This is a genomic window from Sunxiuqinia elliptica (assembly GCF_900113005.1).
GTDB lineage: Bacteria > Bacteroidota > Bacteroidia > Bacteroidales > Prolixibacteraceae > Sunxiuqinia > Sunxiuqinia elliptica.
This window is the reverse complement of the sequence record NZ_FONW01000001.1, coordinates 446,876-461,010: the sequence shown is the minus strand read 5'-3', so window position 1 is coordinate 461,010 and position 14,135 is coordinate 446,876. Positions and strand designations below refer to the sequence as shown.

The 14,135-nt window shown below is 39.0% G+C and carries 13 protein-coding genes; 5 read left to right on the top strand and 8 right to left on the bottom strand.

What is annotated here, in order from left to right; translation table 11 throughout:
- Positions 1–44: 44 nt before the first annotated feature.
- Positions 45–446 (top strand): RDD family protein, encoded by a 402-nt coding sequence (locus BM156_RS01810; protein WP_093918110.1) that lies wholly within the window; start codon positions 45–47, stop codon positions 444–446.
- Positions 443–682, top strand: a complete 240-nt coding sequence (locus tag BM156_RS01805) for a hypothetical protein (protein ID WP_093918109.1) — start codon at positions 443–445, stop codon at positions 680–682. The genes BM156_RS01810 and BM156_RS01805 overlap by 4 nt, the downstream gene beginning before the upstream one ends.
- 67 nt (positions 683–749) lie before the next feature.
- On the opposite strand, the gene BM156_RS01800 is transcribed toward BM156_RS01805, so the two are convergent.
- Positions 750–1,517: an exodeoxyribonuclease III gene (locus BM156_RS01800; protein ID WP_093918108.1), complete on the bottom strand. Its 768-nt coding sequence runs from the start codon at positions 1,515–1,517 to the stop codon at positions 750–752.
- 72 nt (positions 1,518–1,589) lie between these two features.
- On the opposite strand from BM156_RS01800, the gene rsgA reads away from it, so the two are divergent.
- Positions 1,590–2,531: a ribosome small subunit-dependent GTPase A gene (gene rsgA, locus BM156_RS01795; protein ID WP_093918107.1), complete on the top strand. Its 942-nt coding sequence runs from the start codon at positions 1,590–1,592 to the stop codon at positions 2,529–2,531.
- Positions 2,532–2,595: 64 nt separating this feature from the next.
- Here rsgA and uvrC read toward each other — a convergent pair whose 3' ends face one another.
- The 6 genes from uvrC to BM156_RS01765 are packed head-to-tail and all read right to left on the bottom strand — an operon-like array spanning position 2,596 to position 11,003.
- Positions 2,596–4,416: an excinuclease ABC subunit UvrC gene (uvrC, locus tag BM156_RS01790; protein WP_093918106.1), complete on the bottom strand. Its 1,821-nt coding sequence runs from the start codon at positions 4,414–4,416 to the stop codon at positions 2,596–2,598.
- Between the two features lie 16 nt (positions 4,417–4,432).
- On the bottom strand, positions 4,433–4,951 hold the full coding sequence (locus BM156_RS01785) for an adenine phosphoribosyltransferase (protein ID WP_093918105.1): 519 nt from the start codon (positions 4,949–4,951) through the stop codon (positions 4,433–4,435).
- Positions 4,952–4,984: 33 nt separating this feature from the next.
- The gene (gene mnmG, locus BM156_RS01780; protein WP_093918104.1) at positions 4,985–6,865 is read right to left on the bottom strand and encodes a tRNA uridine-5-carboxymethylaminomethyl(34) synthesis enzyme MnmG; all 1,881 of its coding nucleotides are present in this window, start codon (positions 6,863–6,865) and stop codon (positions 4,985–4,987) included.
- Positions 6,866–6,917: 52 nt separating this feature from the next.
- Positions 6,918–7,331: an rRNA maturation RNase YbeY gene (gene ybeY / locus BM156_RS01775; RefSeq protein ID WP_093918103.1), complete on the bottom strand. Its 414-nt coding sequence runs from the start codon at positions 7,329–7,331 to the stop codon at positions 6,918–6,920.
- Positions 7,309–7,728 carry an ATP-binding protein gene (locus BM156_RS01770; protein ID WP_093918102.1) on the bottom strand — a complete coding sequence of 140 codons (420 nt, stop codon included), beginning with the start codon at positions 7,726–7,728 and terminating at the stop codon, positions 7,309–7,311. Before BM156_RS01770 ends, ybeY begins: the two co-directional genes overlap by 23 nt.
- On the bottom strand, positions 7,725–11,003 hold the full coding sequence (locus BM156_RS01765; RefSeq protein ID WP_093918101.1) for a coiled-coil domain-containing protein: 3,279 nt from the start codon (positions 11,001–11,003) through the stop codon (positions 7,725–7,727). Before BM156_RS01765 ends, BM156_RS01770 begins: the two co-directional genes overlap by 4 nt.
- A 516-nt stretch (positions 11,004–11,519) precedes the next feature.
- Between BM156_RS01765 and BM156_RS01760 the strand changes: the two genes are divergently transcribed.
- Positions 11,520–11,909: a response regulator gene (locus BM156_RS01760; protein ID WP_093918100.1), complete on the top strand. Its 390-nt coding sequence runs from the start codon at positions 11,520–11,522 to the stop codon at positions 11,907–11,909.
- A 61-nt stretch (positions 11,910–11,970) separates the two neighbouring features.
- On the top strand, positions 11,971–12,999 hold the full coding sequence (ruvB, locus tag BM156_RS01755; RefSeq protein WP_093918099.1) for a Holliday junction branch migration DNA helicase RuvB: 1,029 nt from the start codon (positions 11,971–11,973) through the stop codon (positions 12,997–12,999).
- On the opposite strand, the gene BM156_RS01750 is transcribed toward ruvB, so the two are convergent.
- Positions 12,986–14,059: a glutaminyl-peptide cyclotransferase gene (locus tag BM156_RS01750; protein WP_093918098.1), complete on the bottom strand. Its 1,074-nt coding sequence runs from the start codon at positions 14,057–14,059 to the stop codon at positions 12,986–12,988. The genes ruvB and BM156_RS01750 overlap by 14 nt on opposite strands.
- Between the last annotated feature and the right edge of the window lie 76 nt (positions 14,060–14,135).

Genomic DNA, 14,135 nt, shown 5'->3' with positions numbered 1-14,135 from the left:
TAGTAGCTTTATTCTCAGTTATTGTTGTGAAAATCTAAGCTTCTATGAATATTGACGTAGCTCCGAGAAGAATCCGCTTCTTAAATTTTTTAATTGATTTTATCGTTTTTTCAGTCTTAGGCACATTCTTTTTAGTCTTTCTGAAAAAATACACCAACTTATTTCAGGGAGAAACCGGTATTTACGACCGGCTCTTCTCCCTTTTTATGTACTTTGTTTACTACCTTCTTTTCGAGTTTTTCACGCACACCACTCCGGGAAAACTAATCACTCGTACAAAGGTTATTGCCGAAGATTTTTCTTTTGGTTCAATTCTTGCAAGATCAGCCCTACGATTGATCCCCTTAGAGCCATTAACCATCTTCTTCAACGAAGAAAAACAGTGCTGGCATGATCAATTCTCAAAAACAAAAACCATATGTTTAACCAAAAATAAAGAGCAATGAAAAAAAAATTGTCTGTAAAGCTCGCTATTGCCTTAATAGCTGCAATCACCATCTTACCTTCTTGCGCAACTGTATTTGGAGGTCCTGTTTCTGAATGTCAACGCACCAAGCCTTCTCCAGGTGAACCAACCCGAGAGATCCGTGCAGTAGCCCTAATTGCCGATGTCTTGTTGTTCTGGCCCGGAGCTATTGTAGACTTCGCTACAGGTGCCATTTATAAACCTTGCAACAACTAATAAAAAGGCAGTGAGAAGCGTCAATTAAACCGCTTTTCACTGCCTTTTCCACGTGAAACATGTCCGTTTAGTCATTCAGTTCAACCCATACCGGGCAATGATCTGAATGGACAACTTCAGAAAGAATCCCTGCATCTTTCACCTTCTTTTTTAGAGGCTCACTCAATAAGTGATAATCAATTCGCCAGCCTTTATTGCGTGCTCTCGACCCAGCACGGTAACTCCACCACGAATAATGATGCGGCTCGGTCACCACTTCTCTGAAGCTATCACAGTAACCATCATCCACAAATTGCTGAAACCACTCCCGCTCTTCAGGTAAAAAGCCCGATGTCTTTTGCTGTTTTTCCGGATTATGAATATCAATCCACAAACGACAAATATTATAATCGCCAGAAATCACCAAATTAGGCCGTTCCTTGCGCAGTTCGTTCAGCCAAGCATGGAAATCAGCCAGAAAATCCATTTTAAAGACCTGTCTTGGCCCTCCTGTGGTTCCAGAGGGGAAATACACACTAATCACCGTTAAATCGCCGAAATCAGCTCGTATCACCCTTCCCTCAGCATCATACTTCGGATTATTCATTCCATAAACCACTTGGTCCGGCTTTTCTTTCGTCAAAATAGCCACACCACTATACCCTTTCTTTTCTGCTGAATGGGCGTAAATATGATAGCCTAAATTGGCAAACTCATCTTCACTCATTTCTCCTGGTTGAGCTTTTGTTTCCTGAATACACACAACATCAGGATTTTCGTCAACCAACCAGTCCATGAAACCTTTTTTAATGGCTGCACGAATACCATTAACATTATAGCTTAAAATACGTTTCACTATTTTTTTTACTTTTGATTTTCAAAACAGACCGAAAGATAAGTATTCTTCATCATAAAAAAAGACTAGCAATTGAATAAAGGAATCGTTATAAAATCAACCGGAAGTTGGTACACTGTACAAACCGAAGCGGGCAAGAAAATTGACTGCAAAATAAAAGGTAATTTTCGTTTAAAAGGAATTAGAAGTACCAACCCGATTGCCGTAGGCGATCATGTTGAATTCAGAATTAACGAATCGGAAGAGCTCCAAACTATCCAAACGGGTTTAATTACGAAAATTGTAGATCGAAAAAATTACATTATTCGTAAGTCCCCTAACCTATCGAAGCAATCACATATTATCGCGTCAAATATTGATCAAGCTTTTCTGGTGATTACCATCAACTATCCTGTAACAACCACGACTTTTATTGATCGCTTTTTGGTTTCGGCCGAGGCCTATCGTATTCCTTGCCATTTGATCTTTAACAAAATTGATCGGTATTCGCCAGAGCAAAGCAAACAGATGGATGAATTAATTGAGCTTTATGAAAGTATTGGCTACCGATGTCTGAAAACATCTACAAAAACAAAAGTTGGCATGGATACCCTTCAAAGTTGGATGGAAGGAAAAACCAATGTTTTTGCCGGTCACTCAGGCGTTGGAAAATCAACATTGATTAATACCATTGAGCCAAACTTAAATTTAAAAACCCGTGAAATTTCCGACTACCACCAAACAGGAAAACACACCACCACTTTCTCCGAAATGTTTGAACTCGGTTTTGGTGGTTTTATTATCGATACTCCTGGAATAAAAGGCTTCGGTGTTCTGGATATGGAAAAAGAGGAAATCTCCCATTATTTTCCGGAAATGTTTCAGCTGCTCGAAAATTGTCAGTACTACAATTGCACTCACACGCATGAGCCGGCTTGCGAGGTCAAGAAGTATGTGCATGAGGGAAAAATTGCAGAAAGTAGGTACTATTCCTACCTCGGGCTTCTGGATAATGACGAAAAGTACCGAAATTGATCTAGTTGGCGATTTTAACCGATGATCATTTTGGGATAAAAAAAGCCATAAAAATAACTACACATCAACGCTTTAACTTGTAAAAGTCAAAGATTTTAACGGCTTTAGAATCGCCTATTTCTTCGGCAACCGTATGGTAGGCTTGTTTTTTTAAATTCTCAAGGCTTTTAAATCGTCGTAAAAGCACCTGAATGGTCTTCTCCCCGATTCCGGGAATTTCTTCCAGTTCAGATTTGATAAAATTTTTTGATCGCAATTTGCGATGAAACGTAATTCCAAATCGGTGAGCTTCATCCCGGGCAAATTGAATCAGCTTTAAACTTTCGGAACTTTTATCGAGATAAAGTGGAACAGAATCCCCCGGAAAAAAAATCTCCTCCAATTTTTTAGCAATACCAATAATTGCAATTTTTCCACGCAACCCCAATTCCTCTAGCGCATTCAAGGCCATTCCAAGCTGGCCCTTACCACCGTCAATAATAATTAACTGTGGTAAGGATTGCTTTTCATCCAACAAACGTTTGTAACGACGAAAAACAATTTCTTGCATCGATGCGAAATCATCGGGACCTTCAACTGTCTTGACATGAAAATGGCGATAATCTTTCTTGGCCGGCTTTCCGTTTTTAAAAACAACACAGGCAGCCACCGGATGCGTTCCCTGTAAGTTCGAATTATCGAAACACTCAATATGACTTGGCAGCTCCTTTAATTGAAGGTCTTTTTTCAAGGTTTCCAAAATTCGCCTGGAACTATCTTTGGGTTTCGATAGTGCTTGTTGTTTTTCTTTCTCCAATCGGAAATATTTGGCATTACGCACCGAAAGATCCAGTAGCTTTTTCTTATCTCCCCGTTCCGGCACTTTAAAGCGGACATTTTCCAATTCGAATCCAGGATCAAAAGGAACAATCAATTCACGCGCATTCGAAAATATTTTCTGGCGAATATCGACAATCGCATAGCGAAGCAATTCTTCCCGATCTTCATCCAAGGCTTTTTTGATCTCCGTGGTATAAGTTTGCACAATGGCCCCATTAATTACTTTTAGGTAATTGACGAAAGCCGCCTTTTCGACAACATCGATGGTAAACACATCAACATCCGTAATTGTAGAACTAACGACGGTCGACCGGTTCTGGAATTTCTCCAAGATCTGGAGTTTTTCCTTTACCTGGTTGGCTTCTTCAAACTGAAAATCCTCGGCATAACGATGCATCATTTCTCGAAGATATTTGATTACTCCGGAAATATTCCCCTTCAAAATATCCCGAATTTCTTCGATGTATTTTAAGTAATCTCGCTCCGTTTGATACCCCTCACAAGGCCCCAGACAATTTCCGATATGATACTCCAAACAAACCTTCAGCTTTCCATTTGAAATATTTTCGGAAGAAAGATTGTATTTGCAGGTTCTTAATTTGTACAGCTTCCGAAATAAATCCAACAAGGTTCGCACGGTCATAACCGAGGTGTAAGGACCGAAATATTGCGAACCATCGCGGATCACATTTCGGGTTTGAAATACGCGCGGGAAACGTTCATTTTTGATAACAATCCAAGGATACGTTTTATCATCTTTCAACCGAATATTATACCGTGGCTGGTATTTTTTTATCAGGTTATTTTCCAACAACAAGGCATCCTGCTCTGTTTCTACAACCAGATGTTTGATATCGGCAATTGCCCGAACAAGCAAAGCTGTTTTTCGATTTTCGTGTTTTTTTGAGAAATAAGAAGAAACTCGTCTCTTCAAATTTTTAGCCTTCCCCACGTAAATGATTTTACCAGTATTATCAAAATACTGGTAAATTCCTGGCTTATCCGGCAAGACCGAAACCTGCTTTTTCAGCTCGTCAATATTTCTATTTACTGCTTCGTATTTCAATTTTCAAAAGGGGTGTTTAATACTCCACCAAGGTATGTGTTTCGTATTTTGAAAGCTGATCTTTTTTCCCGTTGGATATAAATTTCAGGTCACAAATGAACGAGAAATAAACCTTCTTCACCTTCATTTTTTCAACCAAATTCAGAGCTGCCAAAGCGGTGCCTCCGGTTGCTAAAAGATCATCATGAATCAACACAACATCATCTTCTGTCAAGGCATCAAGATGCATTTCAATTTGGTCCGATCCATATTCCAACTCGTAAGATTCCGTTACTGTTTCGGCAGGCAGCTTGCCTTTTTTACGTACCGGAACAAAACCGGCATCTAATAAATACGCCACTGCCCCACCGACAATAAATCCTCTCGATTCCAATGAAACAATTTTGGTAATTCCCTTATCCCTGAAATTCTCGTGTACTTGATTAACTACCTCCTTAAACGCCTCCGAATCCTTCAGCATGGTAGTAATATCTTTAAAACTAATTCCTTTTTCCGGGTAATCCGGAATCTCACGGATGGTTTCTTTTAAATTCATAGTTGATTTTAATCTTTTGTTCCACGTGGAACATTAACGGCCAAGCATGACCAAAAGAACGTTAATATCGGACGGATTTACACCGGATATCCGGCTCGCCTGCCCAATGGTTTTTGGTTTTATTTTACTCAATTTCTGACGGGCTTCTGTCGAAATTGTGTGGATTTTTTCGTAGTCAAATTTATCTTCAATATTGATATTCTCCAAGCGTTTGAATTTCTCGGCTATCAACTTTTCACGCTCAATATACCCAGAATACTTGATCAAAATCTCAGCTGATTCTACAATCTCTTCGAACCGATTTTCGGGAATTACCTCCAGCATTTTCTTAAACGGAACCACGGGTTCTATCACATCAAAAATCGAAATTTGAGGACGGGAAATAACATCTTTTAATTTCACTCCCTGCTTCAGCGGACTCGTATTTTTAGCCACTAAAAGATCGTTGATGAATTGTGGTTTCAAACTGAAATTGGAAACAAAATCGATAATTGAGTCTCTCAATTTAAGCTTTTCCTCCAGCAAATCCATCCGCTCTTTGGACGCTAATCCAAGCTTGAATGACTTGGGCGTTAATCGAACGTCGGCATCATCTTGCCGCAATAGAATACGATATTCAGCACGCGAGGTAAACATCCGATAAGGCTCATCAACCCCTTTAGTGACCAAATCATCGATTAAAACACCGATGTAAGCCTCATCCCTACCCAAGGTAAATTCGGCTTGATTATGGGCCTTTAAATGGGCATTTATTCCGCTGACCATTCCTTGAGCTGCTGCCTCTTCATAGCCCGTAGTACCATTAATCTGACCCCCAAAATAGAGGTTCTTAATCAACTTGGTTTCCAACGTATGATACAACTGGGTTGGATCAAAGTAATCATACTCGATGGCATACCCGGGTCGGAAAATCTTTGCACTCTCCAAACCTGGTACTAATAGCAAGGCTTTATATTGAACCTGCCAGGGTAAAGACGACGAAAATCCATTTAAATAATACTCATGTGTCTTCTCCCCTTCCGGCTCCAAAAAGAGCTGATGTTGCTGCTTTTCGGCAAAAGTAACCAACTTAGATTCGATACTGGGACAATAGCGAGGCCCTGTACTTTGAATGGTCCCATCATACATTGGCGACTCCTCAAAACCCTCTTCAAGTTCGCGATGAACCTCAGGACTCGTATAAGTAATCCAACAACTTCGCTGTTTCATCTCCGTCTTAACCTCGGGTAAAAAGGAAAACTTATAATGACCTTCGTCCCCTTTCTGCTCGGTCAATTTCGAAAAATCAATGGATCTTCCGTCAATCCGAACAGGAGTTCCGGTCTTTAGCCGCCCCGTTTTAAAGCCGGCCTCAGCTAACTGATCACTGATAAAATAGCTGGCAGATTCGCCGATCCGCCCGCCTTCCATCTTCGACTGCCCAATATGCATTAAGCCATTCAAAAACGTGCCATTCGTCAAAATCACGGTCTTCGATTGAAACTCCGCCCCTATCTTGGTCTTGACCCCTTTTACGACGCCGTCTTCAATCAAAAGATGAATAACAGCATCCTGCCAAAGGTCCAAATTATCTGTATTCTCTAAAATGTCTCGCCAATACTCTGAAAAGCGGAAGCGATCATTCTGCACTCTTGGACTCCACATAGCGGGTCCTTTAGAACGGTTCAACATCCGAAATTGTATCGATGAGCGATCTGCAATGACACCGGTATGCCCGCCCAACGCGTCAATCTCACGAACAATTTGTCCCTTTGCAATCCCGCCAATAGCGGGGTTGCACGACATCTGCGCATACTTGCCCATATCCATCGTAATGAGGAGGGTTTTCGATCCCAAATTGGCTGCTGCAGTAGCAGCCTCACAACCAGCATGTCCCCCACCAACTACAATCACATCGTAAAATGGTAATATCATCTCTAAAAAATTTAGACGGCAAAATTAATAGAAAAGCACAAAACAGAAAAGACTAGTAATCACCAAGATAATAATCTTCCTTCCCGGTCATTATTTTCTTCTCATCAGCCTCTTTATCTTTATAACCTAGTAAATGTAAAACACCGTGAATGATAATTCGGTTTAACTCGTTTTGGAAACCGACCTGGAAGGTCTCCGCATTTTCACGAACCCGATCGATACTAATGAATACATCACCCGAAACATCGTCACCCTCGACGTAGTCAAACGTGATGATATCGGTGTAATAATCGTGATCTAAATACTGCCGATTAATATCCAGTAGATAGTCATCACTACAAAAAATAAAGCTGATTTCTGATGTGTTTTTTCCTTCCTTCCGAATGGAATTCTTGATCCACTCAATGGTTTTCGGTTGGTCTAATTGAAATTCTTCAATGTCTTCAAAGTAAAAATTGATGCTCACGACTCAGTTTAAATTTAATTTTTACGAGGGCCCCATTATTCGCAAACTGAACATCATCTGCTAAGTTTCGAATAATAAAGATTCCTCTACCATGCTCATTCTTCAAATTCTTAATCTCGGTTGGGTCCGGCACTTGGCCTAAATCAAACCCCTTCCCTTCGTCTTCTATTTCAAAACTTAACTCCCTTTTTGAACATTCTACCCGTATTTGTACATGCTTATTAATGTCATGCCCATTACCATGGGAGATTGCATTACTCACAGATTCGCAAACTGTTAACATAATTGCTCCAAGTTGTAAATCAGGCAATCTTGCCTCGTTTAAAAAAGCATGTATGAAATTTTCAACGTCATACAAATACGTAAGATGAGATGGTATGCTGAGCGTTCTTTTCAATTTTCCTCTCTTAGGTTGTTGATGTAGTTCTTATACTTCCGATCGTAAAAATTACGTAACTGATAGTTATTTCGTTCAATAGCATCATTAAATTCTTTTTCCTGTTTTTTATACTCAAAAAATTCAATTGGGTTACTATAAAAACTATCATCCACGGTTTTAGATTCCCGCTCATCCTCTACATCACGCTCCATCTCAGCCTTTTCAGCCTTTAAAAGTTTATTTAAAATTAAGTTTTGCCGACTAATTAAAGTACTATTAATATTCTTATTAGCCAGATCAATATTATTATGTTCTAACAGTTCATTTATTTGCTTCAGTTGTTCCTTGGCAGCACTTCCAACCTCGGAGTCCATCATCAACTCTCGAATCATTTGCTGCATCATCTCCTGCTGTGCCAATGTTTGTCCAATCTGTTCTGACATATTTCCAGACTGTCCTTGCTTCATTTGCTCAATCATTTGCTGCAGCTGCTGCTTCAAGTTCTGCTGCGCATCCTTCAACATATTCATTTGACTTTGGTTCCCACCTGGCTTATCACACTGTTGATCGCCAGGCATACCTTCAGCCATTTGCTTCTGAAGATTATCCAAGGCTTCGTTTAAAAACAAGGCCATATTATTGGCAGCAGTTATTGCCATTTGCTGTTCGCGCAAGGCTGTATTCATGCGACTTTCTTCCAACTCCCCTACTGCCTTATTCATTGCGAGCTCCAAAGTAAGCAATTCTTTAGTTACTACATTTCCAATTTCTGGAGTACGGTTGGCCAGGGCGTAAAGTGAGTCTTTTACAACTTCACTTTGTTTGATAAGTTTATCCTGCTCAACTCGCACAGATGACAAGCGCGGATCACCATCATCAATCTGTCTAATTTCGTCATGTAGACCTTCTTGAGTCAATGATATATAGACCAGATTATCAAGTATTTGTTTCAAGTTATCGATATTCTCCATGCGTTGCTTTTGTTGGTTCATTTCCAACATTTGACTAAGCGAGAATGCCATATTTTCAAGTGCCCTCGTATTCTCCTCCATTTGTTGCAGAGATTTTCGCTTTCGACCTTGCTCTATCGAATTTTGAATATCATCATAATTTGAATTTATATCACTTTGTTCCTTTTCCATTGGATCGAGTTCCAATGGCTTCTCCAAACTATGATTTAACTCCAATGTCCTATTTAAATCTTCAACAGCTTTTTGAAATTCCACTTGGTTATTTTTCTCCCGTTCTTGCGCCTCCGAAAAATTTCGTCCATCTTTCAATTGCTCCAAATTACTTTTTTCTTTCTCTCCCAACTTCTGCAACTGCTGAATTACATCAGTCATCTCCTGCTCCACCTTCATCCGTTTCAACATTTGAAGATTTCGTTCAAGTTGCTTCGATAAATCATCCATCGACATTTTCGATCGATCTGACAATTCATTCAATTTTGACTGATCAAAATCCTGAGCCAATTTTTTGAACTCTTCAAACAATGCTTTCAACTCATCATTAAAAACGTCTTCGAGTAAGTCTTCAATTTGTTTTTGCTTCTCGACTATTTCAGCTTGCTCTTCTGAAAACGAATTTTTCAGATTATTCATTTCCGCATTTTTTTGCTGAACCTGCTCTAAAATTTCTTCTAATCGGTTACGCTTATTCAGCACTTCATTGACCAACTGCTTTTTTTCCCAATCCGAAGAATTTTCACTCAAACTTTTAAATCGAAGCTCGTCAATCGACTGCTGAATATCCTGACTCAACTGAAAACTTTCCTCCATTAACTGCTCCAAACCTTCGAAGTTTTGATCATCGGCCAACGCCAATTCTTCTTTAGTTGGAAAACGAAATTGAAACGACTCTGAAATTGCTTCTTTATAAGAATGAAAATAATCATTATCCCTAACGGCAAAATGGTAATCTACAACATCCGCCTTTCCCACTAACGCTTTAAAGTCAAAAGTGAAATAGAAATCCTGTTGATTCAAATTTTTCACAACGGGTAATGCCACAAGGCTATCCTTCTGATTAATAATCAATTCATAATTCAAGGAATGAAAACCATAATCATCAGCAATTCGCCCTTTAAAATAGTAGCGCGTATAATCTATTGAGTCGCGCAACTGAACCACCTGTATTTCGGGATATAAATCTGGAATAACTGACAAATTAAAACTCAAAAGATCGGGATAATTAAAGCTTTCATTAGACACAGAGACAGTATATTTTAAATCTTTCTCAGCACGATACTCCAACACGAACTGACCACCATCATGTACAGCATCCAGCCGATTTCCATCCGCTGTAAAATAGAGCGAATCAGTATCGGCAGTCTTAAAAATCCAACGTATTTCTGATCCATAAGCCACCTCAATATCGCCAAGCATCTCCTCCTTCGAGCGCTCCAATCCAGTATAAGCAGGAGGTATAATTTCCACACTATAATCAGTAATTATAGGAGCCGGAAGAACCTTAATTTTATAATTCTCTGAAAAGAACTGAAGATCGGTAAAACGTAACGAAAAAGAATTGTTGATGTGCTCAAATGGATAGGTAAACACGCCATTTTCCTGACTCATTAAATAATTCGATCCACCAATATTCACATATAACACTTCGGGAATTTGCCTTCCACTACACTCAACTTCTAACAATAAAGGGTCTCCTTTTTTGACACTCAGACTCTCGTTAATCAAGTGAAACGTAAACGGTGCTGGCCTTGAAAACTGCTTATCATAATCGATAAGGCGCCGGCTGCTCTCCTTAAAAATACCTGGAAAAAACAGTGTAAGTATACCAGCCAAAATAACCACTCCAAACAGGAAACTAAGTGGTCGAAGCAGACGCTTAAAAGGAATCGCTTGACTAAAATTAAACACCTTCAGCCGTTTAATTTTTTCATCGATACTTGCCCAGACCAACGGCTCATCTGCTTCTTCCCCAATTTGCGCTAACTCAATAACATTTAATAAGCGATCCTCCATTTCCGGGAAGTGTTCGGCTATGAGTTTTGCTGCCTTTTCATAGGATATCGGTTTTAATATACCCAGCAGACGAAACGCTGGAAAAATGACGTAAATTCCGACTAAGATGACAATTAAGAAGCAAGTCAGGAAAAATAGGAAAGTGCGAATATCAACAGATAGATAGGTATAAAACTCGACCAAAGAAATGACTATAACATAACTGACTATCAGGGCTGAGACAAGCAGAATGCCGCGTAAAACCTGGTAAAAACTACGTATTCGCACATACGTTTTCAGGTTATTAACAAGATGTTTATAGCTCGCTGTCATAAATTTTAAACCTCTACTATTTAACGATTTAAAAAAAACATGAATTGTTAATTACTTTTCAATGGCTGTTCATTTAAATCAAATAAAAACCCAAAATTATATTTTATAATTCGGAATATGATTTTGAATAGCACTTTTTAATGGAATTGGCAAGAATTATTTTTTAGAATTCATTCCCAAGAAATCAACAGTTATCAACGATTGTTAATAGTAGAAAAGAATTAAGACTGTTGGTTATTAACAGATGTTGATTACATCGAAAACAAGTCTGATTTTCAAAAAACAAAGCTGTTCATAACGCGTGAATAAATCAAGAATAACATCAAATTTTTCGTTTTAACAAGAAACCAAATCAGAAATTATACAAGCTATCAACAGCCTATTATCATTATCATCTTTAATTTTTTTAAACTTTAATATTTATTAATATCGATTAGGATTGTTTTTGTTGCTTGGATAGGGTTTCCTTTTGTGTCTTTTTAGAATTAACTTTACAGCGGTTAAACCTTTTAGTGAATGGAAGACAAACTTTCAATATTGCTTGTAGAAGATAATGTGCTGAACCAAAGGATTGTAACCTTTAGTTTGAAGAAATACAACCATGAAGTAACAATAGCGAACAATGGATTGGAAGCAATCGACCGTTTTAAAGAGAGCACTTTTGATGTGGTTTTAATGGACCTAATGATGCCAGAAATGGATGGTTTAGAGGCCACTGTAAAAATACGAGAGATCGAAAATACAGAAACACCGGGTTCGCGAACACCAATTATTGCTTTAACTGCGAATACCATGGATAACGATAGAGAAAAGTGCCTTTCGTACGGTATGGATGAATTTATGGCAAAGCCTTTCGACATTGAAAAATTGAAGAAAATTTTTCATGAATTGGAAATTGTAAAATAATCCAGCGCTCTACTCTTCATGAAATAAAGCTATATTTGTTCGTTCAGAAACGTATAGCTTTATGTCCGATCCAATAGATCTGCACGATGATTCATTTTCCGATAAAGACGTTGATTTAGATAAGCGTCTTCGGCCTTTAACTTTTGATGATTTCAAAGGTCAAAAGCAAATTGTAGAGAATTTGAAAGTATTTGTCCAAGCTGCAAAAATGCGTGGTGAAGCATTGGATCACGTTCTTTTGCATGGACCTCCTGGATTGGGAAAAACCACCCTTTCAAATATTATTGCGAATGAACTTGGTGTTAGCTTAAAGTTGACCTCAGGTCCTGTTTTGGATAAGCCAGGGGATTTGGCCGGCCTTCTGACCAATTTGGAGGAGAGTGATGTGCTTTTTATTGACGAGATACACCGTTTAAGCCCCATTGTCGAAGAATATTTGTATTCGGCTATGGAAGACTATAAAATCGATATTTTGATCGATAAAGGCCCCAGTGCACGTTCAATTCAATTGGAGTTAAATCCATTTACGCTGGTTGGAGCTACCACGCGATCGGGTTTACTGACCAGTCCTCTTCGGGCACGTTTTGGAATCAATTCCCATTTCGAGTACTACGACTTAAGTATTCTTACGGGAATCGTAAAACGGTCGGCTAAGATTTTGAATGTGGTAATTGATGATCAGGCAGCCCTTGAAATAGCTTCTCGAAGTCGTGGGACACCACGAATCGTTAATGCCTTGCTTCGTCGAGTACGCGATTTTGCCCAAGTGAAGGGTAATGGGAAGATTGATTTGGAAATAACACGCTACTCCCTGGAAGCGCTAAATATTGATAAGCATGGTTTGGATGAGATGGACAATAAAATCCTGAACACGATCATCGATAAATTTAAAGGTGGTCCAGTGGGAATTTCGACCATTTCGACAGCTGTTGGCGAAGATGCGGGAACCATCGAAGAGGTGTATGAACCTTTCCTGATTAAGGAAGGATTCATCAAACGAACACCTCGAGGACGGGAAGTAACTGATCGGGCGTACAAGCACCTTGGTAAAATCAATTACGGAAGCTCAGACAATCCTAGTCTTTTTTAATCAGCTTAACTTCGAAAAGCTTTGGCCAAAGTTTACCGGTAATGTACATTTTGTCATTATCGGGATGGATGGCAATGCCGTTCAATACATCAATCGGTTTGTCCGGATTATAAAGCACGGATAACAGACCGTCAAAATCGATGGTCGCAAGTACTTTTCCGGTTTTTGGATCTATTTTTACGGCATTATTGGTCGTCCAAATATTGGCGTATAGTTCGCCGTTATGGTATTCCAGTTCATTCAATAATTTGATCGGTCCTTTGTGGTCATACACTTGAATTTTCCGGACGACTTTGAAGGTTTTGGGATCTATAAAGTGTACAAATTCAGAACCATCAGTTTTGATTAAGTACTGATTGTCATGGGTTAATCCCCAACCTTCCGGTGTTTCATAGGTAAAGGAATCGATGCGAGCAAACGTATTCAGGTCGTAAACAAAAGCTTTTTGTGCCTTATAAGTCAGCTGATAAATTTTATCATTCAGAATGGTTATTCCTTCACCAAAGTATTGCTCTTCCATTTTAAATGACCTGGAAACGGTGCCGCTTAATAAGTCAAAACGGTAGATTCCCGATTTTCCATACTCGCCGGTACTTTCGTAAAATTGGTTGTTGTGTATCTCCAGGCCTTGCGTAAAATGCTCCACATTATGAGGGAACGTTTTAACCACTTCGTAAGTGTATTCTTCAGGAACCAGGTCAGAAACAACGGTGAATGATTTAAAACTCACTCCCTCTACCCCATCGGCTTTGGTGGCCAGTACTTTAACATTGTGTTTTCCCAATTCGTCTAACTGAGCAATGGAATACGAATATTCGGTTTGATTGGAAGATTTCACCAACTCATTGTCAATGTATAGTTTGGATTCTTTTAATTCCCCATTTTTGGTTTGGATCGTTATGGCAATTGAAATCGAATCACCAAATTTAAATTCACTATTGCGCGTTTGAAAGCTGATTTTTGCAACAGGCTTTCTAGAACGTTTTGGTTTATTGGAGCATGAAAAAAATCCAACAAGCAGTGAGCCCACAACCAGTAAAAAAAAGAATTTCAATTTCATTCGTTTAATATTTAAAACCAGGATACAGAATTAGTATTTTCAAGATGATCACTTCTAGTCAAATTGGTATACTCAA